The sequence below is a fragment of the Streptomyces umbrinus genome, assembly GCF_030817415.1.
GTDB classification, from domain to species: domain Bacteria; phylum Actinomycetota; class Actinomycetes; order Streptomycetales; family Streptomycetaceae; genus Streptomyces; species Streptomyces umbrinus_A.
In genome coordinates this window covers 12026130-12053010 of the sequence record NZ_JAUSZI010000002.1, presented here as the reverse complement: position 1 = coordinate 12053010, position 26881 = coordinate 12026130, and the positions used below count along the sequence as shown (strand labels likewise).

Sequence of the window (26881 nt, the reverse complement as noted above, 5' to 3'; positions counted from 1 at the left end):
CCTGGCCCGGTCCAGGGCTCAGCCCGGATGCTGTGGCTCCTCGCTGTGGCCGCCGGGTTCGGCCGCCGTGCGGGGGTGGTCCGGGGTGGTCGTGGTGTCGGGGCGGGGGACGGTCGCGGGGGTGTCGGGAGGTGCGGGCTGCCGGAGCTTCTTGCGGAGGCTGAGGAGGGGTACGGCGACCGTGAAGACGACGACGAAGGCGAGCAGCGTGGCGGAGACGGGGCGGCCCAGGAAGCCGGTCACGTCGCCGTCGAACATCCGCATCGAGCGCCGGAAGTCGGTCTCCAGCAGACTGCCGAGCACGAAGGCGAGGACGAGCGGGCCAGGCGGCAGACCGACCTTCTTCATCAGGTAGCCGACGACGCCCAGTACGACCACGGCGAGCATGTCGAACATGCTGGAGCGGATCGTGTAGACGCCGATCATGGTGATGAGCACGGTCAGCGGCGCCAGGATGCTGGCCCGGACGCGCAGCACGCGGACGAACAGCCCGATCAGCGGCATGCTGAGGATGATCAGGAACAGGTTCCCGATGTACATGGAGTCGATGACGCCCCAGAACACCTCGGGATGTTCGTCGATCATCTGCGGGCCCGGGGTCACGCCCGCCAGCAGCAGGGCGCCGAACATGACGGCCATGGTCGCGTTGGCCGGGATGCCGAGGGTGAGCAGCGGGATGAACGAGGAGGTGGCGGCGGTGTTGTTGGCCGCCTCTGGGCCCGCGACCCCCTCGATCGCGCCCTTGCCGAACTGCTCGGGCGTCCTGGAGGAGCGTTTCTCGACCGTGTACGCGACCATCGAGGCCATCGTGGCGCCGCCGCCGGGAAGGATGCCGAGGAAGAAGCCCACCACTGTCCCCCGGGCGATCGCCCACCTGGACTGCAGGAACTCCGCCCGGCTGGGCCGGGCCCGGCCGACGCGGGGCTTCGGCGGGGCGCCTTGGCGGAGGCGTTCGAGGCTGTGCAGGATCTCGCCGATGCCGAACAGGCCCATGGCGAGGATGACGAAGTCGAGCCCGTCGGCGAGTTGGTCGCTGCCGAAGGTGTAGCGAGCGCTGCCCAGGAGCGGGTCGCGGCCCACGGTGGCGAGCAGCAGCCCGATGCTGCCGGCAAGGAGGCTGCGGCGCAGGGATCCGGTGCTCAGGGTGGAGATCATCAGGATGCCGAGCAGCGCGAGCGCGGCGTACTCCGGCGGGCCGAAGGCCAGAGCCCAGCCCGCCACCAACGGGGCCGCCACGGTCAGTGCGACGATGCCTACGGTGCCGCCGATGAAGGAGGCGATCGCGGCGATGCCGAGCGCGGCTCCGGCCCGGCCCTTTCGGGCCATCTCGTAGCCGTCGATGGCGGTCACCACCGTCGAGGCCTCTCCGGGCAGGCGGAGCAGCACCGAGGTGACCGTACCGCCGTACTGGGCGCCGTAGAAGATGCCGGCGAGCAGGATGATCGCCGAGGCCGGTTCGAGGGTGTACGTGACCGGCAGCAGGATGGCGATGGTGGCGGCCGGGCCGAGGCCGGGCAGCACGCCGACCAGCATGCCGAGGGTCACCCCGATCAGGCAGTACAGCAGGTTCTGCGGCTCGAAGACCACGCCGAAGCCGTCCAGGGCGGGAGCGAGGAAGTCCATCGGGTTCTCACAGGTGTCGAGGGATCAGAACGCGACGAGATGAGGCAGCGAGACGCCCAGTGCGACGATGAAGAGCAGATAGGACGCCGCACACGCGGCCAGCGCCACGGCCAGGCTGAGCCGCCAGCTGTCCCGGCCGAAGCCGCGCATCCACAGCACCAGCAGGAGCACCGTCATGACCTCGAAGCCCACCTGCTCGATGAGCAGGGTGTACGCGACCAGCGACAGGGCTCCCAGGGCCACCACGGCGGTTTGCCGGCTGAACGGTTCCTGCTCGGTGTCCGCGCCGGGATTGAGGAGCAGCGAGGCGGACAGCGTCACCATGGCGAGGCTCACGATCAGGGGCCACAGCCCGGGGCCGGGGTCGGCGGGCGATCCCAGTCCCATAGATACGGCCGCCAGGGCGGCGAGGGCGCCGATACCGAGCGGCACCAGCGCCCCCAGTCGTGCCTGGGTCCTCATGCCTCAGCCCTCGCTCTTCAGGTCCAGATCGAACCTGTCGATGAGCTCGCCGTAGCGCACCTTGGCGGCCTCGACCTGCTTGACGACGGCATCCGGCGAGGCCTCCCAGCGGCCGATGTAGTTGTTCTCCAGGAACTTGCCGTACTCCGGATCCTTGAAGGCCTTCTTCAGCGCCGCTCGCAGCTCGGAGACGACGTTGTCCGGCAGTCCTGCCGGGCCGGCGACCCAGCGGCGCTGGTCCACGACGACGTCGTGGCCGGACTCGACAGCGGTGGGCACGTCGGGCAGGAAGTCGATGCGCTCCTTGGCGAAGACCGCCAGTGGACGCAGCTTTTCGGACGTCAGATGGGGAGCGGCCTCGGCCACATGGACGGCCCCGACGTCCACCTGGCTGCCCAGCAGCGCGGTCACTGTGGGCGCGCCGCCGTCGAACGGGATGCCGCTGGCTTTGACGCCGGCGTCGCCGAAGAGGAGGGCCTGTGCCAGCTCACTGCCGGTGCCGGCACCGGTGGTGCCGTACTTGACCGACTTCTTCGCGAGCAGGTCGTCGAGGGTCTCGACGTCCGACTGCGCCGGGACGACCAGGACGTAGTCCTCCACGGTCAGCCCGGAGATGACGTCCATGTCGGACATCTTGATCGGGTCATCGTCGACGACGGTGTGCGGGCCGATCGACATGAGCGACTGGAAGAGCATGACCAGGCTGTAGCCGTCTGGCTCGCGGCCCAGGATCTCCTTGCCGCCCACGGCGCCGTTGGCGCCGGCCTTGTTCTCCACCACAACGGACCGCCCCAGCGGGTCCTCCAACGCCTTGGCGGCGGCGCGCGATATCAGGTCGGTGCTGCCACCCGGGTCGGAAGGCGCGGTCCACTCCACGGTCTTGGTGGGATAGTTCTCGGCGTCTTCGCCGCTGCCCCCGCCGCCCTGGACCCCTCCGCACGAGGTCAGGGTGAGAAGCGCAGCGGCGCAGACAGCCGCGCCGGCGAGGTGCCGGCCCTGGCGCAGTCGGGCCTGGAACATCATTGTTCTCCTTCATGGGTGGGGTTCTGGCCGGCCGGGGTCACCACCGCGGGAGCGGTGGCTGCGTCCAGTCGGGGTGCTTGCGCCGCATGGCCGCGACGTCGTCGCAGTCGTGGCACTGCGGCGTCCGGTTGAACCGTTCGTGCAGGCGGGCTGGTCGTGCAGGCGGGCTGGCACCAGGGCGTGGACGGCCGCGATCTCCTCGTCGGGGTGGTCGCGGCTGCCGTAGGTCTCACCGATGCCGACGACGCCGTCGGAGGTCTCTGTCTTGACGATGCTGCCGGGTGTGTACGGCTGATGCGCACCAAGGAAGTTGAACAGCGGCGGGTCACTGATGAGGATGGGGGTGACGGTCACCTTGACGATGCGAGGCGCGCTGCTGAGCACGACGTTCCCTCACTTCCTCACCTGTCCGTTGCGAGCGCCAGGCCGGTGTGCAGGAGGGCCTCGAGCTGCCCCAGGTGGTCAGGGGCCGGTTCCATAAGGGGCGCGCGGACCGGGCCGACCGGGGCTCCGCGGAGCCGGGCCGCCGCCTTGACCAGGGACACCGCATAACCCGTGCCCTGGTCGCGCAGTTCGACGAGGGGCAGGTAGAACTCCCTCAGCAGGTGTTCCATTCTTGGGTGGTCTTCGGCCCGGTGCGCCGCGTAGAAGGCGCCCGCGATCTCGGGTGCGAAGGCGTGGACCGCCGAGGAGTAGGCGGGGATGCCGATGCTCGCGTACGCCCGTGCCTGCATCTCGGCGGTGGCCACGCCGTTGAAGAACAGCCAGTCGCCGGGCGCCACCAGCCGCAGCCGCTGCATCTGGTCGAGGTCGCCGTGCCCGTCCTTGAGGCCGATGACGCCGTCGACCGTGGCGAGTTCCCTGGCCGCGGCGGTGCTCAGCTTGACCTGCCCGCGCTGGTAGACGATCAGGGGAAGGGGCGAGCCGCCCGCCACCGCGCGGACATGGTCCACATATCCGCGCTGCGGGGCGGAGATGAGGTAGTGCGGCATGAGCAGCCCGGCGTCCGCGCCGGCCCCCTCCGCGAGCCGGGCGAACTGCAGCCCGAGCGACCAGCCGTACCCGACGCCGGCCACCACCGGGACCTGTCCCGCCGCGACCTCGACGGCGGTGCGTACGACGGCGTGGTACTCCTCGGCGGACAGCGAGAAGAACTCACCGGTTCCGCAGGCGACGAAGACGGCACCCGGTCCGGCGGCGAGCTGCGCAGCCAGGTGGGTGCGGAAGCCGTCGAGGTCGAGGCCGCCTTCGGCGTCGAAGGACGTCAGCGGGAAGGACAGGACACCCTGCGCCATCCCTTTGCGCAGCCGATCCGCCGTCTCGCGGTCACGCTCGATATCCCGACTCGTCTCCATGCGCGCCTGTCTCCGTATGTAGACAGTTGTCTTGTGATGGAGAGCATGGCTACATGGCTGATAACCGTCAAGCATCGGTGCAAGAATTCTTCGAGTGCGTTCGGAAGGGATGGCGATGAGTGAGCCTGAGGCGGTCAGTGGCGTACGGGGCGTGAAGTCGGCAGCCCGTACGGTCGAGTTGCTCGAGCTCCTGGCCGCGCGGCAGAACCGGCCCGCCCGGCTGCGAGAACTCAGCGAGGCCCTCGGCGCCCCGCGCAGCAGCGTCTACGCTCTGCTGCGGACCCTGACGGAGCACGGCTGGGTCCGCACCGATCCCTCCGGCACGCTCTACAGCGTCGGCATCCGCGCCCTCCTCGCGGGGACGACCTACCTGGACGCGGACCCTTATCTGCGCATCGTCCAGCCGCTGATCAACGACCTGAGCGCCAGGCTCGACGAGACCATCCACTACGGGCGACTGGACCGCACGGACATCGTCTATCTCGCGACGCACGAATCCAGCCAGTACCTCCGCCCCTTCAGCCGGGTCGGCCGCCGGCTCCCGGCATTCAGCACGGCACTGGGCAAGGCGCTGCTCGCCGAGCGGCTGGACACCGACCTGGCCGACCATGTCCCCGACACGCTGAAGCCCCTCACACCGAACACCCACGCCGACCACGACGCTCTGATCAAGGACCTACGGGCCACCGCCGAGCGCGGATACGCCATCGACAACGAGGAGAACTTCGTCGGCGTCGTCTGCTACGGATTCTCACTCCGGTTCACCACACCCCCGATCGACGCGATCAGCTGCTCGATCCCCATCGACCGGCTCAACCCCGCGAGGACCGAGGAACTCATCGAGGCCATGCGACTCACCCGGCTGTCGATCGAGCGGATGGCGCCGATCGACCACACGATGCCGTAGGGCGTTCGCCGGACGGGACAGCCACGAGTCGCCCCGATCGACATCGCCGTCACCCCCAGCTCGAAAAGGGGCCGCTTCGATCCATCCGGACCGCCCGTGACCAGCAGGATCGTCCCTCTGGATGACCATCGGGAGGGTGATCAATTGAAAATCCGCCGAATTGGGCAACGTAGTCATCGAGACCTGCTACAACCGCCGGCAGCTGCGGAAGCACCCGACCTGGGACTACCCCACCCCGCTGGAGATCCGGCAGCGCCACGACCAAGTCCGACTGCGAGTACGAGCCGAGCCAGACACCCGCCGCTACCTCACCGGGCAGAACCCGGCCCCCTTGCAGGTCGCCGTTCTTGCGCTGGCCCGCGACAACTTCCACGGCGACTGGAACCACACACTCCACCCGGCCCCGGCCCCGGCCCCGGAGCCACCGCCTGGCCGCCGGATCCGGCCTGACCGGCGTGCCCCGCCGGGAATTGGACTCCCTGATCGACCAGATCGCCGACGACTGGCAGATGGTTGCCGACCGTGACCTGACCCGGCACACCGGACATCCCCGCCTGCGCCCATCAGCTAGCGGAATCGGTCAACTCGAGTACCACCACCGCGTGCCGACCGCATTGCTGCGAGCCCGGCGTGCGGCCACGACGGTCCTGATCACCGAGATCCTCGACTATCACCACAGGCGAGGGATGCGGCCGGGCTGATGCCGATGTCGATCGATCAGCCCTCAGCCCCGCCGCCGGCGTCGCCTGCGGCGGCAGGAAAGAGACGCTGAACGGCAGCGACGACGGCGGCGGCGCGGCGGGCTGCCGGGGAGGGGTCGCGGACCTGGTCGGTCTGCTGACCGAGGAATCTTCACCGCGGCGTTTGCCGAGGGGCAGGCGCCCGTGGGAGGTCATCGCCTCCGCCGCAGGATGCCTGCCGCCCTTCGACCGAGCCGACATGGCTACTTCGGCGCCCTTGCCCACCGGAGCAACGGATCGGCGGGCTCTCCCATCGCTCCCGGTCAGGCTGGAGGCACCACGGGCAGGATGATGCGGGACGGCCGGGCGGGATCGTGGAAGACCTGCTGCCGGGCCACTCGGGCCGTGGTCGCGCTCTCCTCGGGCTCACCCGTGTTGAGGTTGCGGTCCCAGCGGGGGAAGTTGCTGGAGGTGACCTGAACCCGTATCCGGTGACCCGTCCGGAAGACGATGCTGGTCGACCACAGGTCCACGACGTGTTCGGTCGCCTCGCCCGGTGTCGCCGCACGCACCCGCACGATGCCGTCGGCCACATTGCGGGAGACACCGTTCTCGTCGACGTCGCACAGGCGTGCCACCCAGTCGGTCGAGGGTCCGTCCGTGGCGGCGAAGAGCACCGCCCGGACGCGGCCGGTCACCTCGACGTCCTCGGTGAGCGGTTCGGTGGTGAAGACCAGGACGTCCTCGCGTCCCTCCACGGCCGTCTGGTCGAGCGGCCCGGGACGGAACTCGTCGGACATCAGGAGCGCGCCGCCGGTCGTGGGCACCGGGTCCATCGGGTCGTAGGTGAACTCCTCGGCCCGCTCGGCCGCGGACGGCGGCTCCTGCGTCAGGCGTCCGTCGGCGCGTAGGTGGAAGTCCGTGTCCACCGCCCGCGACAGGGGCCATTCCGTCTCCTCGCGCCACTGGTTGGTCCCCATCACGAACAGCAACACCGTGCCCGTGTCCGGCTCCAGCGCCGCCCCCTCGCCGAGCGTGCGCGCGAACCAGTCGAACTGCAGGTCGTGCACGCGTCCCCGCATGCCCATGAACTCGGAGTGCGCAGCGAATCCGAAGTTGACGTCACCCACGACGTGCTGCCAGTTGGTGTGGCTCCACGGGCCCATGATCAGCGTGGCGGAGCGGCCGGCCCGGCGCATGGCGGTGAAGTTGTCGAGCGTGCCCTGGGTGAAGATGTCGTACCAGCCGCCGAGTTGGAAGGTGGGCAGGTCGACCTCGTCGTGGCGGCCCGCGACAGTACAGGACCGCGCCCACTCGGGCTCCCGCCGGGAACGCTCGTAGCCCAGCTCGGGCAGATCGTGCCGGGCGAACGCGGGAAACCGCCCGGCGGGCAGCTCCCCGTAACCGCCGCGCGCCAGACCGTCCAGATCCCGTACGAGTCCGGTGACGCCGCTCACGAGTCCGTCGAGGTCGGTGCGGTGACGGCGCATCAGCGTGTCGGCGCCCTGCAGCAGGGTCCAGGGCGCGGTGATGCCGAGCTCGATCGCGCCGCCGCGCGTCCACAGACCGTCCTCCGGATCGGACCAGGTGATCATCGGCGCGATGGCCTTCAGCTCCGGCGGCTTCGACAGCGCCGCCATCCACTGGGTGTTGCCGAAGTAGCTGCCGCCGATCATGCCGACGGAACCGTTCGAGCCGGGCAGCGCGGCGGCCCACCGCACGGTGTCGTAGCCGTCGCTCCCCTCGTACGTCCACGGCTCCCACTCGCCCTCGGAGGCGAACCGACCCCGGGTGTCCTGGATGACCACCATGAAGCCACGCCTGGCCGCGGCCAGCGGATCGAGTACGACGCCCATCATCGGGGTCTGCTTGCCATACGGCAGCCGGGCCAGCAACGCCGGCCACGGCCCCGTACCTCCGGGCCGGTAGACATCCGCGCGCAGCACCGTGCCGTCACGCATCTCCGCCGGAACATCGAACTCGATCCGTATCTCCGCCACGCGCTGCTCCTTTGCATGCCACGACGCTGTCAGACACATGGTCGAGCGTGGTCCCCGTCCCGCACTACACCCGAACGGGGGTGACTACAGCGCTTTCGGGGCGGTCACGCCACCGCGTTCAGCAGGTCGGCCAGCAGGTCGGGCCGTTCCAATGCGATGAAGTGGCCTGCTCCCGGCACCTGCGTGAAATCGGCGGCCGGCAGCAGCTCCTTGTCGGCTTGCCGGTCCGAGGGCCGCGACCAGTCCTTCTCCCCGTAGACGAGGTGGACGGGTGCCTTGACCTCCGGGTAGCGCGAGCGGGCGGCGATGAGGCTGGGCATGCTCTGGTACACGGCCCGGGCGACGCTCGGGTAGCCGGGGCGGCTGCCCACCTGGAGGAGTTCGTCGAGGTAGTCCTCCCGCAGCGCGGTTTTGTCGACCACGCCGCCCTGCAGGATCCTGCGGACGACGGGCTTGGGCTCCACCCCGGCGACCACCGCGCCCACCCCCGGAGCGAGGACACCGCTGACCACCACACGGGCGAGAAGACTGGACCGGGCGATACCGCCGCGGAAGTCGTACGCGTTCACCGCGACGACGCGCCGGACCCGCTCGGGCAGGTCGGCCGCGGTGGTCAGGGCGAGCACCGCCCCCATGGACTCCCCGACCAGGGTCACGTCGTGGAGGTCGAGTTCGGTCAGGAGCCGCTTGACGCCCGCACGCATGGCCGGCTCGTCGTACGACGCCCCGGGCACGATCTCGGAGTAGCCCATCCCCGGCAGGTCGAGGGCATACACGGTGTACTGGTCCGCGATCAGCGGGATGAGGGAGCGGAAGTGCTCAGCCTGGGTGCGCACGGTGTGCAGCAGGACCACGGGAGCGCCGGTGCCCGCTCTGAGGTAACGCAGGGTCCCCTCGTCGCTGCCGTGTCCTGCGCGCGGGGCGATGGTGTGGCTGGTGGTTCCCGGGATGTGAATCGTGGGACGTGGCTCTGGGCTGGGCATCTCGCTGGCTTCCCTTTGTGTGAACTGCTGCGGACAGGTGATTCGGATAGGGCCCGCCCGAAGGGGGCGTGACCACGGACCAGCCCTTGGACTCATTGAGAAACCGACCGGTTTCCATCACGGTAAACCGATCGGTTTCCGAGCGCAAGGATGAGGTTGCCATCCGCAGCAATAGGGTCGGGAGCGATACGCCGCCGAGGCCAAGGGCGATGCGGCCAAGTGGTCCGGGCTGACTGGATGAGGCCCTGGGGAACCGCGCACCTGCTGTTGGGCGCTGATATCGACGAGACGACGCCCTTCCTGGCGCGCGGCACGCCCGTCAACACCCTTACGGCCACCGGGTTCCCCTCGATTGCGGGGAATCAGGGGCGGGAGCCATGGGCCTGGGGAGGGCACGGTCTCGGCGCCTGCTCGAAAGGGGATGCGTCAGTGCAGGCCTGCCGCATCGAGCAGGGTGGTCACGGTGGGCGTGACGAGCCCTGTCAGATTATCGGCTCCGATGCCCGCGCGGGCGCTGGCGCCGTCGAAGACCAGGCTGAGCTGCCGGGCCAGCAGGTCGGGATGGCTTGCCCCGCCCCGTTCGGCCTCGACACGGAAGAAGGCGGTCAGATTCTCTTTGACCCGGTGGGCCACCTGGCTTGCAGGGTGGCTCTGGTCTTTGAGCTCGATCTGAGCAGCCAGGTACCGACAGCCTTGGAAGTCGGGCGCACCCGCCTGCCCCTCCAACAGGTCGAAGACGTGCAGGATCCGCTCGCGGGGTGACCGGCCGTCGTCCGCCGTCGGCAGGAGCCCGGCCACGAAGGCAGAGGCGCGCTCCCCCAGGCTCGCCGCCAGCAGTTCGTCCTTGCTCTCGAACAGCTGGTACAGGGAACGCTTCGACACCCCCGCCGCCTTGCACAGCGCCTCGACGCCGATGCCGACACCGCCTCGGTAGGTGAGCGTGGCCGCCGCCTCCAGCAGCCGCTCTCTGGTACTTGACTTCACTACGGTGGTCATACCGCGAGGTCAACTCGATGTGGACAAAACGAAAACCGATCGGTTTACGACGCTTTACCGGGGCGCTCTTCGCGCCGCCCACGGGCCGGGCGGGCATGTGAGTACGGTTCCGCTACGCCGGGGCGACGGTCTTCTGAGGCTTCGTCCGGGCGGGGAAGCGGTGCAGCCCCTGGCGGCCGCCCGTCACCCCCGAAGCCGGAGAGTGCGGCCGCGATGAGGCCGACGGTCATCCTCACCCAGCCCCTGGCCAGGCCCGCGCCCACTGGGCGCCGTTGTAGAGGATCTCTGCCGCAGCGGCTTCGAACTCTGGGAGGACGCGCGCGAAGGGTCGTGGCCGACCTGCCCGCGCCGGACCTGGCAGGCCGGGACAGCCGGGATGGGGCCGTCGCCTCGGCCGACGCGACGGACATCCCTCGGGCTCGGGGTAAGTACAGTGCCCGTGGCGATGCAAGGAACAGCCCCCGGCCGGACAGGTGTGGGGGTGTGGAATCCATGCTGGAGCAGGAATTTGCCCGGGCCCGAGAAGCCCGCTTCGAATCGCTGGCGCGCGCGGTGGCAAAGCCGCTGCACCGATATCTGCTGCGCCGGGCGGACGCCGACGCGGTAGATGACATCCTCGCGGAGCCGATGCTCGTGCTCTGGGGCCGCCTCGAGGACGTGCCCGGGCTCGGGAAGGGCCCCGTGACCGACCCCGACAGCGTGCTGCCCTGGTGTTACGGCGTCGCACGCGGCTGCCTGTCCAACGCCCGACGGGCAAACGGGCGCCGGCTCCGGCTCGTGGAACGGCTGACCCGTACCGCACCGCCGCCAAAGTTCGAGGAAGACGAGCACCCCGAACTGCACGCCGCTCTCGGCACACTGGGCGCCCTGGACCGTGAGGTGGTGCTGCTCTGGGCATGGGAGGGGCTGACCCCGCGCGGGATTGCGGAAGTGACCGGACTGACCCCCAATGCCGTCAGCATCCGCCTGCACAGGGCAAAGAAGAAACTCGCCGCTCTGCTTGACCGAAAGAATGGCGACAAGGCCGGACATGAGATGGGTGAAGGAAGGAGCAACCGGTGAACAGTGTTGTCCAGTGCCTGGCCGTCGAAGAAGCGCCGCCACTGTTTGCGCGCAACCTCGCTGCCTGCCTTGATCCCCGCAGCCACCGACGGCAGGGCGACCGCGCGGGCCTGCGGGAAACACTCCAGCAGCCGCTCCAGGCCGAAGTAGTGGTCAGCGTGGGCACGGTATGGATCTCTGCGCTTGCCGGGACCGACGGGCTACGCCCTAGGGCCTGTTGCGAAATTGGATCTTGGTCGTGGATGATCACGCCCCGTGGGGCGTGGTGATCTGACGAATGGACAGTGGGCCCGGCTTGAGCCGTTGTTGCCGCAGGGCATCAAGCCGGGCCGTCCGCCGGTGTGGACGCGACGGCAGCTGATAGACGGCATCCGGTGGCGGACCCGTACCGGTGCTCCCTGGCGTGATGTGCCGGAACGCTACGGGCCCTGGGAACGGGTCTACGACCTGTTCCGGCGCTGGCAGCGCGATGGCACCTGGGCCAGGATCGTCACTCAGCTCCAAGCTCAGGCGGACGCGAAGTGCCTGATCACCTGGGACGTGAATATCGACTCCACCGTCTGCCGGGCCGACCAGCACACCGCCGGGGCCTCGAAAAAGGGGATCTGCAAAAGGAACCGCCCGGCGGCATTGCCGTTGAGCCGGCCGAGCATGGTCTCGGACGTTCCCGAGGCGGCCTGACCACCAAGATCCACCTTGCCGTCGAGCAGGGGCAGAAGCCGCTGAGCGTCGTGATCACAGCCGGCCAGCGGGGTGACTCGCCGCAATTCGAGCCGGTCCTGGAAGCGATCCGGGTACCTCGCCTTGGTCCGGGCAGGCCCCGCAGGCGGCCGGACCGGGTGCGGGCCGACAAAGCGTACGACTCTCGCCGCAACCGGGCCTACCTGCGCAGACGCGGGATCAAGGCGACCATCCCGGTCCCCGCCGACCGCGTCCGCAACCGCCAGAAGCTCGGTGCCCGAGGCGGTCGGCCGCCGAAGTTCGACAAAACCGACTACCGCGAGCGGCATGCCGTCGAGTGCGGGATCAACCGCCTCAAGCGCCACCGGGCCGTGGCCACGAGATATGACTGTGAGGATGGCGGTGCCGTCTCGGCGGTGGCCTGACCCGCGATACGACTGACTGTCTTGTCCTGAGTCTTGATCTGTCGGCCACTGTCCGGGACGGCGCTCGCTGCCGCCAGGCCGGCGGGTGTGTCCCGATAGGGGCCTTCGCGACAGGCACCGTCACAGTCCTGACCACCCTGCCAGCCCGGCGACGGCCACCAGCTCCGGTTCAATGGCAGGAGACCGATGACCAGTGCCAGCATGGCCCAGCCGATCCGTATTCACCATGACTGCCATCGTGAGGTAATCCTGGGTGTTGACACTCACAAGGATGCCCACGTGGCAGCCGTGATCTCGACCACCGGCAAGCTGATCGATTGCCGGAGCTTTCCCACCACGACCGATGGCTACCAGCAGCTGCTGGACTGGGCCCGTTCATCAGGCATGGCCAGCCGCGCTGGAGTCGAGTGCACTGGCTCCTACGGAGCCGCGCTGAGCCGCTTTCTGCGCACCAACGAGCTGACCGTCATCGAGGTGAACCAGCCGGACAAGGCAACACGCCGCCGTCGTGGCAAGACCGACACCATCGACGCCGAGGCAGCAGCCCATGCCGTGCTGTCCGGCCGAGCCACCGCGACGGCCAAGCTCGCTGACGGCCCCGTTGAAGCTCTCCGGCTCTTCAAGTGGCCAAGGTCTCCGCGGTCAAAGCTCGTACCCAGGCCATCAACCAGCTCAGGGCGGTACTCGTGACGGCCAGTCCCGAGCTGCGAGAGTCCCTTGACGGGCTGACCATCCCCAAACTGGTCCGAGCCTGCATGGCACTGCACAGGTCTACGGCCGGCACGGCGACAGCGGCCGCGGTCTTCACCCTGCGGCTGCTCGCCCGTCGAGTCGAAGAACCCGATCATGAGATCGCCGCTCTCAAGCAGCAGATCACCGACGTGATCAGGCAGCACATCCCGCAGCTGCTTGACTGCTACGGCGTGGGTCCGGACACCGCCGCGGCGCTACTCATCGCCACAGGCGACAATCCCGAACGGCTCCACAGCGAGGCTTCGTTTGCCGCGCTCTGCGGAGTGAGCCCGGTCGAAGCATCCTCGGGCAAGACGCAGCGCAGAAGGCTCAACCGGGGCGGTGACCGTCAGGCCAACTCGGCTCTCTACACAATCGTCCTTGCTCGACTCCGCTGGGAGACACGCAGCCGCAGCTACGTCGAGCAACGCATCACCGAAGGCAAGACCCGACGCGAAGCCATCCGCTGCCTGAAACGCTACGTCGCCCGAGAGCTCTACACGATCATCATCCGAGCCCATGCTCGGCCCCGCGAACAGGCCCTGGCAGCTTGACATCCATAGGGGCATCAAACTTGCCGTCCGGTACGAGGCGACCGTGCTGGTCGCAGTCCTCAACGAGTGGCTGTGACCAGCACCTTCCCAACAAACCCTAGTCGACCCTGACCACGTACTTGCCCCGCACCCCGCCCGCCTCCAGCGCCCGGTGTGCGGCCGCTGTCTCTTCCAGCGGGAAGACCGTGTCCACCGCCGGCCGCAGCTTCACCTCTGTCACCTGGCGGGCGAGGTCGTCGAAGAGCGCACGTTCGGGGTTGCCGCTGAAGAAGCGCACCCGGCCGCGTCCGTGGACGGCGCTGGCCGCGATGTAGCCCAGCGAGGCGGCGGGCCGCGTCAGGTCGAAGGCGATGGTGACCATGCGTCCGCCCGGCTTCAGCATCCGCCGTACGGTACGCAGGTCGGTGCCCGCAGTGTCGAGGACCACGTCGAACAGTCCCAGTTCCGCAGGGGACACGGTCCGGTGGTCGACGGCGTGGTGGGCACCGAGCGTACGGACGAAGTCGAGGTTGGCAGCGCGGGCCAGGGCCGTGACCTCGGCACCGTACGCCTGTCCCAGCTGGACGGCGGCGTTGCCGACGCCGCCCGCCGCGCCCCGTACAAGCAGCCGTTCGCCGGGGCGCAGTGCGGCCTTGTCGCGGAGGGCCGTGACGGCCGTGGTGGCCACCGGCAGCGCGGCAGCGGCCACGAGGTCCAGTCCGTCCGGGACCCGGCCGAGCCGCTCGGGCCGTACCGTCACGTACTCGGCGGCGCTGCCGAATCCGGAGCTGCGGCCCAGGACGCCCCACACCTGGTCGCCGACCGCTACGCCGGTCGCGCCGGTGCCGAGTGCGGCGATCTCGCCAGTGAAGTCCAGCCCTATGCGCTGCGGGAACTTCCGGCCGGTGATGAGGCGGGCCCGACCGGAACGGGCCGCCAGTTCGCCGCCGTTCACGCTGAACGCGCGCACGCGCACGAGGACCTCGCCGGGTGCCGGTCCGGGACGTGGCACCTGGCCCACATACAGCACCTCGGGGCCGCCGAAGCGGTCGAACAGTACGGCTTTCATCGTGCGGTCGTCCATCGTTGCGTTCTCACCTTCGCCACCAGTGGCCGTGCGGGGGATCGTGGCGCCGAGCGTAGGCTGGCAAACGGACGAGATCGTCCATTTGACCGGAGGTGGGAGACAGCGGTGGGGGAATCCTCTCGGATCGCGGGGCAGGACAGTCTGCGGGCGGACGCCCGGCGCAACCGGCGGCGCATCCTTTCGGCTGCCCGCGTGGTCTTCGCCGAGCACGGCATCGACGCGCCCATGGCGACCGTGGCCCGGCGGGCGGGGGTCGGCGTGGCGACGCTGTACCGGCGTTTCCCGACGCGGGACGCCCTGGTGCGGGCCGCGTTCGCGCACCAGATGGACACCTGTGCTCGGGCGCTCACCGAGGCGCTGGCGGACCCCGATCCGTGGCAGGGCTTCCAGCGACTGGTCGAGACGGTCTGCGAACTACAACGGGAGGAACGGGGCTTCCCGGCCGCGTTCGTCGCGGCCTTTCCAGACAGCACGCGAGAACACGCGCGGGTACGGGAACAGGCCGAGCGGGACTTCATGACCCTGGTCCGCAGGGCTCAGGCGGCGGGCGTGCTGCGGGCCGACTTCCACCCCTCCGACTTTGCCGTGGTCCTGTTGTCCCACTGCGGTCTGGTCACCGCATTGCCGGGTGACCGTGCGGCGTCCCGGCGTCTGGTGGCGTACTTGCTCCAGTCGTTCCGCGCCGAGGCGGCCCACGGAGCGCTGCCAGCGCCGAGCGCACTGTCGCTGCGCAGTCTTCCGCTCGCGGCCCACGACTCTCAGGGACAGCGGTCCTCCGGAGCCTGATACGAAGCGGCGCCTGCCGCGTGGCCGCCCTTCGGGCGACCGCGCCACTTTCGCAACAGGCCCTTGGCTTGTCTTTTATCTACCAGGATCTGCCAGGTCTGCCGATGGCCTTGAGGGTCTCGAGGCGTTTGACGGTCTTGCCGACGTCGTAGCGGGGTGCCCGGTGTTTGTTCTTGGCGCCGGGTGGCCGTCCGGGGCCGGTGCCTCGGGGTTTGGGAACACGGGTCGGGCAGGCGAGGTGAGCGCGGATGTTCCTGAATCCGCGGCGGACCCGGGTCGGGGTAAGCCGGCCGGGTGCGGCGGGTTTCTCCCAGGGCCGACGGAGGTCCGCGGCGAGCGGCCGGGCCAGTCGGAGTTGGGTGTGGGCGACGATCAGGATCCAGGTCCAGCGGTCCGCCGCCTCGGGGGTACGGAGTTTCGGGGTGGTCCAGCCGAGAGTCTGCTTCGCGAAGCGGAAGGTGTGTTCCAGATCGAAGCGGCGGAGAAATGCCTGCCGGAAGCGGTCCACGTCGTCCGGGGTAGTGCTGGTTTTCGAGGATCACAACCACACCGGCGGGCGTCCCGGTCCTTTGACAGGTGCTCGACCTTCAGCCGATCAACGTGCCCTCGATCAGGGGTAGTTCACCGTCGTGGTGGAGCCAGGAGGAGCGGTGGGTGAGTCGGGGGTGGACCTGGTCCCATGCCTGGGTTTCGGCCTTGCCGTAGTTGGTGGTGTCCGTGACGGTAGTGATCATGGGTTCGGGCCAGGTCTCCGGCTTGGTGAAGCGGAATTCCGGGCCGTGCTTGGGTGGCCGTCCGTTGACGCCGTGCATCCTCGGTGGTTTCGGCAGACGCATCACGCGGTCGGAGCGGACCCGGCCGACCAGCTCGACGGGCAGGTCACGCAGAACCCAGGCCAGGCGGGTGACGTCATAGCCGGCGTCGCTGACGATCACGATATGCGGGTCCCCGGCCTGCCACTGGCCGGCTGTGATGAGTCGCTCGACGACACCCCTCAACTGGGCGGCGGTGACCGCGGTGGCGTCGTCCACCGGTCCCAGCCGCACTGCGTCCAGGACCGCGGTCCAGGACGTGGCGCCCGGCTCCAGCACGGCGACGAAGGAGTAGGGCCAGCCCGGGATGAACTGCGAGGCGGTCTTCGCGCGGCCGTAGACGTGGCAGAACAGCCGATCGGCCGAGCACGGCGCGTCCGAACGAAGCCACGGCGAGACATCAACCGCCAGCACCAGGCGTCCGCCATCGAAACGCGGAAGCGACAACCCGGCCAGGATGGTCCGCAGCCGATCCATGTCGATCCGGCCGTGGTTGAGACCGCCGTACAACGCTCCGTGCCCACGACGATGTTCGGGCAGCAGCGTCAGGTCCACCGGGGACTTCACCGCACCGTCCGCACACAGCACCGCGTCCACCAGCTCGAACAACTCATCGCGCCGAGCGGTCAGACACTCATAGAAGTCACCCCGGGAGCGTGACGCTTACGCGAACGCTTCCCTCCGGACAGCATCAGGCAGCAGACTCACTCTCACGGCCTTCGTCTTGGTCACGTGCACCTTGGTCGGAGCACAGGATCAGGCGAAGGCCGCCTCCACGTCCGGCGAATCCCCGGGCGAGCGACCCAGTTCGAGACGCCATTCGAAGCCGGAAGATAAAAGACAAGCTAAGTGAGTGCGTCGAAACCCGTATGTGCGGGGTGCGGGGCCGCGTCACGGCCGGGCGAATAGACGAACATGCGACGCCCGCGGTGGGGACGGTCCACTCAGCCGAAAAGCTCGTCTACTTGATGCTTCACCACACTGCCGTCCCAACTTCCAGGCTCTCACCCATCAGGTTGGTGTGCTGGGCCTGTTCGAAGGGAGGGGCAGGATCCTCTTGCGCAGCCAGCTGCCGTCGCGGTCCCGGCTCGCGGACCTCACAGCCGCAACCGGATCTCATCCCCCGCCCGTTGACACCCTTTCAGTCGTCTACTGTCGCACCAGGGGCAGGCCGGCTGCAGTGGCCGCCACCATGCGTTTCAGTGTCGGGCGGAACGGCGGGAACGCCCCCGCGATCTCCGGCTCGCGCGCGTACAGTTCACGCAGCGCCTCAGGCGGACGGGTGATGGGAAACAGCTTCGCGACGAAAGCGCTGGCTGTCATCACGAGTGCGGCGCCATCGGCGGGGGTCAGTTCCGGGCAGGCGGCGGAGATGCGCTGGCCGATCGCCCAGTAGGTGTCGATGGCCCACCTCTTGAAGACCTTTAGCACCTCCACGGACACATTGTGCTCGAGCATCGTCTCCGCGTGCGTGGTCAAATCACAGTAGAGCGGCCGGTCCACGAAGGCATCCGCGAGAACGCCGGCGGTTGCCTCGGTCCCACTCACTTCCTGCAACCGGGCACTGACCACGCTCGCCCACTCAGAACCCGCGCTCATCAGCAGATGCAGGTAGATCTCCTCACGCGTGCCGAAGTAGCGCAGCACGTTGGACTTGGCGAGTCCGACCGCGGTGGCGATGTCCTGCAGGCTGACCCTGGCCACGCCGGAGCGCTCGGCGAGCTCCCGAGCGGCGGTGAGGATGGCCTCGCGGCGCTGGTCCTTCTGATCAGGGCGTCGAGCCCGCTGGAATGGCGCTGACATGACCGTTCATCCTAGTCCAGATCTAACAGAACACCCATCTCTTGTTAAGGGACGGGTGTTCTGTTAATGTCCCGGCATCCGACAACCCCATCGCGCTCCCGGGAGTGAAAGACCATCTCCGCCACCTCGACCAACCTCAGTCAGACCATTGACGACTTCGTTGCGGCCTTCAACGAGCCGAGCCCCGATCTCGACAAGGTCATGTCCTTCTTCGCCGACGACGCCGTGTACCTGCCCGGCCACCTTCCGGAGCGACGTGGCATCGCGGCGATCCGCAAAGAGTTCGAGCCGCACTTCGCCGGGCGCTACGGCGCCATGCACTTCGCCGTGTACGACAAGATCGTCGACGAGCCGAACCGGCGCGCCACGATCCGCTGGGCCTGCCGGCTCGACATGAGCGGAGAGTCCGGCCGTCATGTGCCGTTGCCACTGCGCCTGTTCGCCCGTGCGCGCTACGGCGGCCGCATGCAGTGGCACGGTGTGGACGTGTTCCACTTCGACACCGCAGGACGTATCAGCGGCAAGTTCACCTACGCCATGTTCCGGTTGCCGCTGTGGGAGCGAGGCTGACAGGGCTCCCCGACGGTCCGAACCACCCGAGACGACCCCACACGCCAATGCGCGTCGTACCTCCCCTGGGAAAGCTCGGGCCCGCGCGCACTTATACGGAAACGAAATGACACTTCTCAAGTCATGGCGGCCCCTGCTCGCCTTCGTGGTAACCGGCGGACTCCTGGTGTCGCTCTGCTACTTGGCGCTGCGGCCAGAACATCTCCTGTCCGTACCCGAGGGGGCCGCCTCCGGGTCGCTCACCATGCGCCCCTGCGACTACGACACCGAAGCCGGAACCGTCCCCGCCGACTGCGGCACACTCGCCGTCCCGGAGAACCGGCGCGACCCCAAGTCCGAGCTGATAGCACTTCCCGTCACTCGCGTCCGGGCCACTTCCGCAGACCCCGCGGAACCGATCTTCCGACTGGGCGGCGGCCCGGGAAGAACGAACATGGACTTCCCGCAGGCAAGCCGGCTCACCGGCCGACACGATGTGGTCCTGGTCGGTTACCGGGGCATCGATGGATCGCGCCGTCTGGACTGCCCCGAGGTCACCGCGGTCATGCAGTCCGCCGACGGAATCGCGGGATCGAAGACACTGCCAGCTACGACCAAAGCGTTCGAACTGTGTGCGGACCGTCTCACCGACGACGGGATCGACCTCACCGGCTACTCCGCTCTCCAGCGGGTGGGGGACCTGGAAGCGGCCCGTACCGCCCTGGGCTACTCACAGATCAACCTCCTCAGCTCCAGTGCTGGAACACGCACCGCCATGATCTACTCCTGGCGGCACCCGGCGGTGCTGCACCGCTCCGCGATGGTGTCGGTCAATCCGCCCGGGCACTTCTTCTGGGACCCGCGCATCACCGATGCGCAGTTCGCCCAGTACACACGGCTGTGCGACGACGACGACGCCTGCGCCGCGCGTACATCCGACCTCGCCGAATCGATCCGGAAGACCGCGGGCGAGATCCCTGAACGCTGGGGGCCCTTCCGCATCAAGGACACCAACGTCCGGGTTCTGAGCCAGTACGCCATGCATCACAACGGTCCGGCCTCGGCACCGAACAACGCTCCGACCGTCATCGACGCCTATCTCAGCCGGGACACCGGCGCCTTGTGGGCCATGTCTGTCCTCGGTGACCTCACACTGCCGGATTCCATCGTCTGGGGCGAGTTCGCTTCCTTCGCCATGATCGATGGACCAGCAGCTCAGCGCTACTACGACAGCGGTGGCGATCCGGGCTCGACCCTGGGCAACGCCTCAACCGACTTCCTGTGGGCCGGCGAGTCCGGTCTGTCCACGGTATGGCCGGACAGCCCCGACAACGCCAAGTATCGCCAGATGCGGCCCAGTGACGTCGAAACCCTCCTCGTCAGCGGTGAGGTCGACTTCTCCACCCCCGCGCAACTGGCCACCGACGAACTGCTGCCCGCCCTGTCCCGGGGACAGCAGGTGATCCTTCCCGGGCTGGGCCACACCGCCGACTTCTGGGAGCACCGTCCCGAAGCCGGAAAACGTCTACTGACCACCTTCTTCGACACCGGCAAGGCGGACAGGTCCCAGTTCGACAGGAGGCCCGTCAACTTCGAGGCCGTTCCGTGGAGCATGTCCACGGTGGCCAAGATACTGATCGCAGTCACCCTCGCAGGCGCAACCCTCGGCCTCGCTCTGCTTGCCGTGATCGCACGCTGGTCGCGCAGGCGCGGTGGCTTCGGTCCCCGCGCGAGTGTCTGGGTACGAACCGGGACCGTGATCCCGCTCGGCCTTGGCGGATGGCTGCTGGGGGTTCTGCTGATCTGGACAGTAGGTCCCGATGACTTCGTGGCCAGCGCGAGCGTGATCGTGCCCGGGACGGGCCTGATGGTAGGCCTCGGCGCCTATCTGGCCTGGACCCGTAATGAGCGCTCATCCCAGATGCGGCGCGCAGGGTTGGTGGCCGCGGTCTGCGGGGCGTTCCTCGGGGCATGGATCGGCTGTTACGCGCTTTCCGGTCTCCTGGCGCCTGCTGCAGCCATAGTCGGTGCAGGTGCGGCAGCGAATCTTGGGCTGCTGTGCGTCGAGCACTTCCGCAGGTGGCCGGACCGCATTTGGCGCACACCAACGATGCGCAAGAGCTCTTGAGTCCGTAGGAGGAGATTATGGGATGGGCGGGCGCCGCAGGGACCTGCGGCGCCCGCCCACCAAACTGTTTTCTGCGGACCGGCTCCTTGCTCTCACCGCGCCGTCGTCGGCATCGGGACGCCGCGCAACAAACGAGCCACGCCCCGCGCGTGATCGTCCAGACACAGCGCCTGCTGTGAGGTGGCCGGGGACAGCTCTGGATGCGTGCCACGTCACCGCGGAGACGTGGCACGCATCCAGAGCTGTCCCCTGTACAGGCGTCAGGCCAGGTGTGCTCCCAGTCCGGTCAGCCCCGGTGCGACGTCTGGGCGCAGCACGAGATTGTGGTCGTAGTCTCCGCTGTTCTGCCTTCGGTAGGCGATGGGCTCAGCGTCGGGAACGCGAGCAGGCGTTCATGCAGCTCCCTGGCCGTGGCCTCGCCTTCGCTGGGTGTGAACCGGTCGGTACCCGAGATCAGCACCGGCGACAGCACCTCTGCGCCCGCGTAGAAGAGGGTGCCGTGCGTTCCCCGACTCGTCCGTTCTCACTGGAAGATCGAGTCCTGCACCATGTCAGCGATAGTACTGTCGCTGAGGACGGCGACCAGGAAGTCCGCCAGCTTGGCCAGGCTCCAGGTCGAGAACGGCAGGCCGTGCTCGGCCGGCCGGGACTTGGCGAACTTCTTGATCTCACGGCGTTCGGGCAGCGTGAAGGTCCTCGACCGTCCGCCCTTGTATTTCGGATAAAGGGACTCGAAGCCCTCAGCGTCGAAGTTGTGGATCACGTCCCGGACCCGGTCCGCGCTGGTGAACGTCACTTCGGCGATCATTGCCACCGGCATGCCCTGTGCGGACAGCAGCACCATCTGGGCCCGCCGCCACATCACCACTGACCCCGTACCGCGACGGATGATCCGCAACAGCCGTCTGGGCGCTGTCACGTTGTCGGGTGGGTAGGTGTCTGAGGGTGCGTCATGGTGCGGTGGAGCCCGGTTGCGCGCTGCGCTCAGGCCGCGGTGGCGAGGCCGGCGAATCCGGTGATCTGCTCCCAGATTGCGAAGCGGACGGTCATCTCGGCTCGGTAGTCGTGGGCGGGCATCAGATGGCGGCGGGGCCGGAAGTGGGGCGAGATGCCGCTGAACGCGGACAGGAACCGCTGGGCCCCGCCGATACTGTGGAGCCCTTCATAGCGCGTTCACGCTGCATGGTGGGCTGGTGGCTGTTCTCCGCCCGATTGTTCAGGCCCTTGTGCGAGCGATGTTCCACCGAGGGCATGACCTCGCGGTGGGCCGCGCCGTAGGAGCGGAGCTTGTCGGTGACGACCACCCGCGGCACCATTCGGGTCTTCTTCATCAGCTTGCGGAAGAAACGCCTGACCGCGGCCTTGTCCCGGCGGTTCTGCACCAGGATGTCCAGCACGTTGCCGTCCTGGTCGACGGCCCGCCACAGGTACCGCTGCTCGCCGTTGATCTTGATGAAGACTTCGTCCAGGTGCCACTTGTCCCCAGGCCTAGGCTGCCGGCGGCGCAGCGCGCCTGCGTACTCCTGCCCGAACTTCACACACCACCGCCGCACCGACTCATAGCTAATGCCGGGTTCCTCAAACGACGTACACGTATCGGCGCCGTAGTCGGCGGGTTGGCGGTGCGGGTCTGCCCCAGATCCACGGTTTGGCACGGAAGTTGAGCTGGCTGGTTGCAAGGGTGGTGGCGTGTTCGATGTCGTCACGGTTCGCGAATGACCGGCCGGCGAGGGCGGCTTTGCGGAAGATGCGCCACCAGCCTTCCTGCAGGTTGAGCCGGCACGCGCCGACGGGGATGAACGCGTGGTGGATGCGGGGATGGTCCTCGAGCCAGGTCCGGGTGGACAGGCTGTTGTGACTGGACAGGTTGTCGGTGACGATCCAGAGTTCGCCGGTCGGGTTGGCGTCTTCGATCTGTTGCAGGAACTGCTGGTAGAAGACGCTGTTGCGGGAGGAAGCGGCCATGGTGATCTGCTGGCCGTCCCGGATGCGTAAGGCCCCGTAGACCCAGGTTTTCTCGGGTCCGCGGCTGTGGTCGAGTTCCGCTTTGATCCGGTGCCGGTCGGGTGACCAGGCGGGTGCGGGCGGGAAGGTCCGTGGGATCACTGGCCCCAGCTCGTCGGCGCAGATCACCGTCGCGTCGTCGGGCGGGTGAGTGTAGAGGCCGATGATCCTTGTCCTTTTGGGACGAAGTCCGGGTCCTTCGAGCGCGTCCAGGACCGGGTGCGGCACCAGCGCACGCCCTCGGCAAGCAGGATGCGCCGGACCTGTGAGCGGCCCACCTCGATACCCTCGGCCCGCGCTGCCGCGGCCAGAGAATCCGGAGTCCACTCGGGTGGCCCGGACTCGTCGAAGGCCCATAGCTCTCCGACGGGCTCCCACCGCAGCCGTCCCGGTGGCACCGTCTTGACCAGGGCGATGATCCGAGATCGTTCCTCCTCGGTGATCCGTCGCTTGCGGCCCTGCCCACCCCAGATCATCCAGCCCTGGCAGGCCTGAGCGGTTGGAGCGGTGCAACCAGCACCGGACCGTTTTTTGGCTGCAGTCCAGCTCCACGGCGAACGGCGGCCCGTTCGTCCTCGTCACGCCCCGGTCGTGCCCGTAGCACCATGATCCAGCACCCGCCCCCGAGCACCGTCAACTACCCCGCCACCAGGACATATACCCAGCGAAAGAGGAACCCAGCACTAATGTCTACTCCGGCCAACATAGATTTCCGTGCATTCGACGGGGAGGTAATCGACCTCGAACAGCGACGAGGCCTTCGTAGGCAGCCAGGCGTGGTCGGGCGCAGGTTTGTCGCCCGCAACGCCTTCGAGTACCACCGCGAGCAGAAGGCTGCCGGCGTCCCCGGCTAACGGACCGACTGCCGGAACGCGTTGATCGCGGTGCGCACCTCGTGGGCCTGGTCCCACTCCGCGCCGTGCTCACCGGTGGGCGTACGCATACCCGTGGCACCCGATCCGCTCGACCGCACACGCCAGCACGTCGGTATGGGCGGCCGAGCAGGCGGCGGTGGTCACCTCGCGGGCCCCGGGGTGTCGGGTGGACAGCGACGCGGCGGGTTGTTGCGCCTGCCCCGGGCCCGTACCTCGCCGTCTACGCGGCGGGGGTGAGTTCGGCGCGGCCGAACAGCAGGGCGTAGCCGGTGGGGAGCTGTTGCAGGATGCGGGTGATGAGGTCGGGGCCGGCGTGGGTGGCGAGGGCGGAGAAGACGGATCCGGTGTCCCAGCGGGTGGTGGCCAGGGAGGCGCCGGTGCGGGCGGCGAGGTCCTTGACGAAGGCCCAGCCGGTGAGGGGCTGGGTGTCGGGGATCTGCGCGGTGAGGACGCGGGCGGCCTCCAGGGGCAGACGGGCGGCGAGATCGACGCGTTCGTCGCCGGTCAGCTGGCGCCCCAGCCCCGCCAGGACCAGGCGGACGGCTTCGTCGGCCCGCTCACGGGTGGGGTAGGCGCCTTCGTAGCGGACCTTCTCCAACATCTGCTCATACGCCGTCCCGTACGGCTGCTGGTGCTCAAGCGGTACGCGCGCGTCGGAGATCACTGCGGTGCATGCCTTTCGTGGAGTGGGGCGGTGCCCAGGTGGGCACCACTCGTCATGGTCAGGTGGGCTGGGGGCGGCCGAAGAGGAGGTCGTAGCCGGCGGGAAGCTGGAGCAGAATCTGCCCCAGCAGGTCCACGTCGGCTGCGTCGGCGACGGTGGACAGCACGGCGCTGACGTCCCAGGCCGCGGTCTGCCCGGTGGCGCCCTCGATCCAGGCGGCAGCCGCCCGGACGAACCGCTCCGGCGGGAGCGGTTCGGCGCTCTGCAGCGGGTTGAGGAGGATCAGGGCGTAGCCCTCCGGCAGGCGCGCCGCGAGATGGGCGCGGACGTCGCCGACCAGATGCGCGCCGAGGAGGGCGAGCACCACTGTAGGTTCCAAATTGGAATGTCCCATTCCGATGCGCCGACCTGGGAGTTCTCGACCGTCTCGTTCGTGGGCCACGGCACTTCTGTCTCGCGATCTTGTCCTTTCAGGGTTGCCGTCCCGCCGCGGAAACCCGGGTCGGGCTGGCTGGCCTTCGCTCCCTAGCCGTTCATTAGGCAAGTGCGTTGTCGGGCAACGAGGTGTCGGCTGCTTTCGGCCGTGGGACTGGTGGGCTCGCATGTTGAGGTGTCGCGTATTCCTCGTGCCGATGTGGGCACTGGGGGGACGACACCCGACTGGTGCTGACCTCTCCCGAGCCCGGATCACTTGCGAAGCCGAGAACGGTACTCGCCCGGGGCCGTGCCTCGGGCACGTCTGAAGGCACGGCTGAAAGCGTGCGGAGAGCCGTATCCGACCGCGCCGGAGATCGACTCGACCGGCTCATCGGTATCGCGGAGCCGGACGGACGCCAAGTCGATGCGCCACTGCGTCACGTACGCGCCCGGCGTCTGTCCGAGGGCGGACCGGAAACGCCGGGACAGCGTCGCCCGGGAGACGCTCGTCGCGGCGGCCAGGGTCTCCGTGGTCCAGGGGTGTTCCGGTTGGGCGTGGACACATGCCAGAGCGTCGCGCACGACCGGATCACGCATCGCTCCCAGCCATGAGCCGGACGGCTCCTGCGGGTGGCGGGCCAGCCAGGCGCGTACGAACTGGACGAGCAGAAGGTCGACGATGCTGTTGATGGCGGCGGTGGTGCCGATCTGCGGCTGTGCGAGCTCGGCAGCGAGAAGTTCGACGGTCCTTCTGAGCTGCGCGTTCTCCCGGGCTGTGACGTGCATCGGCCGAGCGAGGGAGGTAAGCACCGGTGTGCGCACCTCCGGGTCCTGCTCATAGTGCAGGACGATCACTTCCGTCTGCACCGGCGCCGAGCCCAGCCGCAGGGCCCGGCCATCGCCAAAAGCCCGGGCCGCCGCCTCACGGTCGCAGGAACCCATCGTCACGTTGGCGCCGCCGGCTATCCCGTGTGCGGTGCCCGGCGACACTAGGACGGCGTCTCCGGCCTGCACCTGAAGAGGTTTCTCGCCTGTGACGTGGAGCCACATAGTGCCGCGGGACACTATGTGCAGTGCCGCTCCTGGATAGGAGTCCAGCCACAGGCCCCAGGTTCCTCCGGCCTTCAGCATGACTCCGAGCGCCCCACGCGCACCCGAAACACGCAAGACCTCCGCCAGCACATCCATGGGTCCATTCTCGTCCACCGCCGCGCACCGCCGCCGACGGCCGACGACGCATGTGTCCTCGTCCACAGCGTCAGGCCACGTCAAGAACGACCTTTCCGTGCACCTTCCGCGCGAACAGCGCCTGGACGGCGTCCTCCACGCCCTGCCAGTCGCCTCGCAGTCCGACCGGCGCCGAGAGCCTCCCGGCGGCCATGAGGCCCAGCAGGTCCGTCAGCTCCCCGCCGGTCGGCGTCATGTCGCCGTAGGTGGCGATGCTGCGGGGCTCACCGAAGCCGAACAAGGCCCCTGACGGGAAGGTGGTTTCCTGCCCCGAGGAGTAACCGACCAGGTGGATGGTGCCGCCCTCGGCGAGGGAACTCCATGCCTGGGCCACCAGCGGCCCGCCGACCGTGTCCAGGACGAGGTCGAACCGGTCCCCGGTCTCGGCCAGGTCGGTCAGGACCTTGTCGGCGCCGAGTTCGCGGAGCCCGGCGGCCCGCTCCGGCGAACCGACGAGTGCCGTCACCCGGGCGCCCGCCAGCGCCGCCAGTTGGACGGCGAAGTGCCCCACGCCCCCGCTGGCGCCGGTGATCAGAACGTCGCGCGCCAGCAGGGAACGCTTGCGCAGCACCCGGAATGCGGTGACTCCGGCGATCCCTAGCGCGGCGGCGTCGGCCAGGTCCACGCCCTTGGGGACGGTGCCGAGCGAGGCGGGGCTGACTGCCACCCGCTCCGCCCACGCGTGGGGAGCCATTCCCACGGCGACGCGCGTACCTTCGGGCGGCCCCGAGCCGTCGGATGCGGCGCGCACCACGATGCCGGCCGCGTCATGACCGTGCACAGCGCCGGCTGGCCACTGGTGCACGTAATTCAGCTCTCCGAAGTTGAGACCGATGTGCCGTATCTCCACCAGCGCCTCACCGGTGGACGGTACGGGCTCATCGACATCGGCGAACCGGATGGGTCCGGCCTCACTGTGATCGACCACAAGGGCGCGCATAGGGGGTGTGTTTCCTTCTCTCGTGGATGTGCCTGAACACTCGGCGCGGCAACAGATCGAGTGCGCACATGCCGCACTGCCGCCTTCTTGGAACCCTTTCGCAGGACCGGGACAGCGACCAGCCCCG

At 68.6% G+C, this 26881-nt stretch carries 22 protein-coding genes and 6 pseudogenes; 9 read left to right on the top strand and 19 right to left on the bottom strand.

Annotation, left to right across the window (positions count from 1 at the left end):
• Positions 1-18: 18 nt before the first annotated feature.
• From QF035_RS53915 to QF035_RS53895, 5 genes and pseudogenes are all read right to left on the bottom strand, one after another.
• Positions 19-1623, bottom strand: a complete 1605-nt coding sequence (locus QF035_RS53915; RefSeq protein ID WP_307530447.1) for a tripartite tricarboxylate transporter permease — start codon at positions 1621-1623, stop codon at positions 19-21.
• A 24-nt stretch (positions 1624-1647) separates the two neighbouring features.
• The gene (locus tag QF035_RS53910) at positions 1648-2085 is read right to left on the bottom strand and encodes a tripartite tricarboxylate transporter TctB family protein (RefSeq protein ID WP_266818017.1); all 438 of its coding nucleotides are present in this window, start codon (positions 2083-2085) and stop codon (positions 1648-1650) included.
• A gap of 3 nt (positions 2086-2088) precedes the next feature.
• Positions 2089-3108: a tripartite tricarboxylate transporter substrate binding protein gene (locus QF035_RS53905; RefSeq protein WP_307530443.1), complete on the bottom strand. Its 1020-nt coding sequence runs from the start codon at positions 3106-3108 to the stop codon at positions 2089-2091.
• 219 nt (positions 3109-3327) lie between these two features.
• Positions 3328-3471 (bottom strand): annotated as a pseudogene (locus QF035_RS53900) (glucarate dehydratase); the annotation flags it as partial.
• 38 nt (positions 3472-3509) lie between these two features.
• Complete coding sequence (locus QF035_RS53895) at positions 3510-4463, bottom strand: 5-dehydro-4-deoxyglucarate dehydratase (RefSeq protein WP_307530441.1); 954 nt, start codon at positions 4461-4463, stop codon at positions 3510-3512.
• Positions 4464-4578: 115 nt separating this feature from the next.
• Between QF035_RS53895 and QF035_RS53890 the strand changes: the two genes are divergently transcribed.
• Both QF035_RS53890 and QF035_RS56360 read left to right on the top strand, forming a co-directional pair.
• Complete coding sequence (locus tag QF035_RS53890; RefSeq protein ID WP_307530439.1) at positions 4579-5370, top strand: IclR family transcriptional regulator; 792 nt, start codon at positions 4579-4581, stop codon at positions 5368-5370.
• A gap of 271 nt (positions 5371-5641) precedes the next feature.
• Positions 5642-6044 (top strand): annotated as a pseudogene (locus tag QF035_RS56360) (ISAzo13 family transposase); the annotation flags it as partial.
• 329 nt (positions 6045-6373) lie between these two features.
• Here the strand turns inward: QF035_RS56360 and QF035_RS53880 are convergent.
• The 3 genes from QF035_RS53880 to QF035_RS53870 all read right to left on the bottom strand — a co-directional run bounded on the left by QF035_RS53880 (position 6374) and on the right by QF035_RS53870 (position 10029).
• Positions 6374-8050, bottom strand: a complete 1677-nt coding sequence (locus tag QF035_RS53880; protein ID WP_307530436.1) for a CocE/NonD family hydrolase — start codon at positions 8048-8050, stop codon at positions 6374-6376.
• Positions 8051-8154: 104 nt separating this feature from the next.
• The gene (locus QF035_RS53875) at positions 8155-9033 is read right to left on the bottom strand and encodes an alpha/beta fold hydrolase (protein ID WP_307530434.1); all 879 of its coding nucleotides are present in this window, start codon (positions 9031-9033) and stop codon (positions 8155-8157) included.
• A 426-nt stretch (positions 9034-9459) separates the two neighbouring features.
• The gene (locus QF035_RS53870; RefSeq protein WP_307530432.1) at positions 9460-10029 is read right to left on the bottom strand and encodes a TetR/AcrR family transcriptional regulator; all 570 of its coding nucleotides are present in this window, start codon (positions 10027-10029) and stop codon (positions 9460-9462) included.
• 492 nt (positions 10030-10521) lie between these two features.
• Here QF035_RS53870 and QF035_RS53865 point away from each other — a divergent pair, with 492 nt between their 5' ends.
• The 4 genes and pseudogenes from QF035_RS53865 to QF035_RS56355 all read left to right on the top strand — a co-directional run bounded on the left by QF035_RS53865 (position 10522) and on the right by QF035_RS56355 (position 13483).
• A complete protein-coding gene (locus QF035_RS53865; RefSeq protein ID WP_307532017.1) occupies positions 10522-11091 on the top strand; it encodes an RNA polymerase sigma factor in 570 nt (189 codons plus the stop codon).
• Positions 11092-11346: 255 nt separating this feature from the next.
• Complete coding sequence (locus QF035_RS56145) at positions 11347-11772, top strand: IS5 family transposase (RefSeq protein WP_373466902.1); 426 nt, start codon at positions 11347-11349, stop codon at positions 11770-11772.
• Complete coding sequence (locus tag QF035_RS56140; protein ID WP_373467039.1) at positions 11697-12197, top strand: IS5 family transposase; 501 nt, start codon at positions 11697-11699, stop codon at positions 12195-12197. The genes QF035_RS56145 and QF035_RS56140 overlap by 76 nt, the downstream gene beginning before the upstream one ends.
• A 186-nt stretch (positions 12198-12383) precedes the next feature.
• A pseudogene (locus tag QF035_RS56355) lies at positions 12384-13483 on the top strand (IS110 family transposase).
• A 97-nt stretch (positions 13484-13580) separates the two neighbouring features.
• Here QF035_RS56355 and QF035_RS53845 read toward each other — a convergent pair.
• Positions 13581-14546, bottom strand: coding sequence for an NAD(P)-dependent alcohol dehydrogenase (locus tag QF035_RS53845; protein WP_307530426.1), 966 nt, complete (start codon positions 14544-14546; stop codon positions 13581-13583).
• Between the two features lie 108 nt (positions 14547-14654).
• Between QF035_RS53845 and QF035_RS53840 the strand changes: the two genes are divergently transcribed.
• Positions 14655-15335 carry a TetR/AcrR family transcriptional regulator gene (locus QF035_RS53840; RefSeq protein ID WP_307530424.1) on the top strand — a complete coding sequence of 227 codons (681 nt, stop codon included), beginning with the start codon at positions 14655-14657 and terminating at the stop codon, positions 15333-15335.
• A 79-nt stretch (positions 15336-15414) separates the two neighbouring features.
• Here the strand turns inward: QF035_RS53840 and QF035_RS53835 are convergent.
• A pseudogene (locus tag QF035_RS53835) lies at positions 15415-16777 on the bottom strand (NF041680 family putative transposase).
• Positions 16778-17296: 519 nt separating this feature from the next.
• Positions 17297-17950 (bottom strand): TetR/AcrR family transcriptional regulator, encoded by a 654-nt coding sequence (locus tag QF035_RS53830; RefSeq protein WP_307021336.1) that lies wholly within the window; start codon positions 17948-17950, stop codon positions 17297-17299.
• A gap of 114 nt (positions 17951-18064) precedes the next feature.
• Between QF035_RS53830 and QF035_RS53825 the strand changes: the two genes are divergently transcribed.
• Complete coding sequence (locus QF035_RS53825) at positions 18065-18520, top strand: YybH family protein (RefSeq protein WP_307532015.1); 456 nt, start codon at positions 18065-18067, stop codon at positions 18518-18520.
• A 106-nt stretch (positions 18521-18626) separates the two neighbouring features.
• A complete protein-coding gene (locus QF035_RS53820) occupies positions 18627-20627 on the top strand; it encodes an alpha/beta hydrolase (protein ID WP_307530422.1) in 2001 nt (666 codons plus the stop codon).
• Between the two features lie 577 nt (positions 20628-21204).
• Here QF035_RS53820 and QF035_RS53815 read toward each other — a convergent pair.
• From QF035_RS53815 to QF035_RS53780, 8 genes and pseudogenes are all read right to left on the bottom strand, one after another.
• Positions 21205-21546: pseudogene (locus tag QF035_RS53815) on the bottom strand (helix-turn-helix domain-containing protein); the annotation flags it as partial.
• A 65-nt stretch (positions 21547-21611) separates the two neighbouring features.
• Positions 21612-22195: pseudogene (locus QF035_RS53810) on the bottom strand (IS6 family transposase); the annotation flags it as partial.
• A gap of 10 nt (positions 22196-22205) precedes the next feature.
• Positions 22206-22760 (bottom strand): transposase, encoded by a 555-nt coding sequence (locus QF035_RS53805; protein ID WP_307530420.1) that lies wholly within the window; start codon positions 22758-22760, stop codon positions 22206-22208.
• The gene (locus QF035_RS53800; RefSeq protein WP_307530419.1) at positions 22757-23107 is read right to left on the bottom strand and encodes a helix-turn-helix domain-containing protein; all 351 of its coding nucleotides are present in this window, start codon (positions 23105-23107) and stop codon (positions 22757-22759) included. The genes QF035_RS53805 and QF035_RS53800 overlap by 4 nt, the downstream gene beginning before the upstream one ends.
• Positions 23108-23726: 619 nt before the next feature.
• Positions 23727-24170, bottom strand: coding sequence for a DUF2267 domain-containing protein (locus QF035_RS53795; protein WP_307530417.1), 444 nt, complete (start codon positions 24168-24170; stop codon positions 23727-23729).
• Positions 24171-24228: 58 nt separating this feature from the next.
• Positions 24229-24549, bottom strand: a complete 321-nt coding sequence (locus QF035_RS53790) for a DUF2267 domain-containing protein (protein WP_307530415.1) — start codon at positions 24547-24549, stop codon at positions 24229-24231.
• 308 nt (positions 24550-24857) lie between these two features.
• Positions 24858-25775: an AraC family transcriptional regulator gene (locus QF035_RS53785; RefSeq protein WP_307530413.1), complete on the bottom strand. Its 918-nt coding sequence runs from the start codon at positions 25773-25775 to the stop codon at positions 24858-24860.
• A 70-nt stretch (positions 25776-25845) separates the two neighbouring features.
• The gene (locus QF035_RS53780; RefSeq protein ID WP_307530411.1) at positions 25846-26754 is read right to left on the bottom strand and encodes a zinc-binding dehydrogenase; all 909 of its coding nucleotides are present in this window, start codon (positions 26752-26754) and stop codon (positions 25846-25848) included.
• Between the last annotated feature and the right edge of the window lie 127 nt (positions 26755-26881).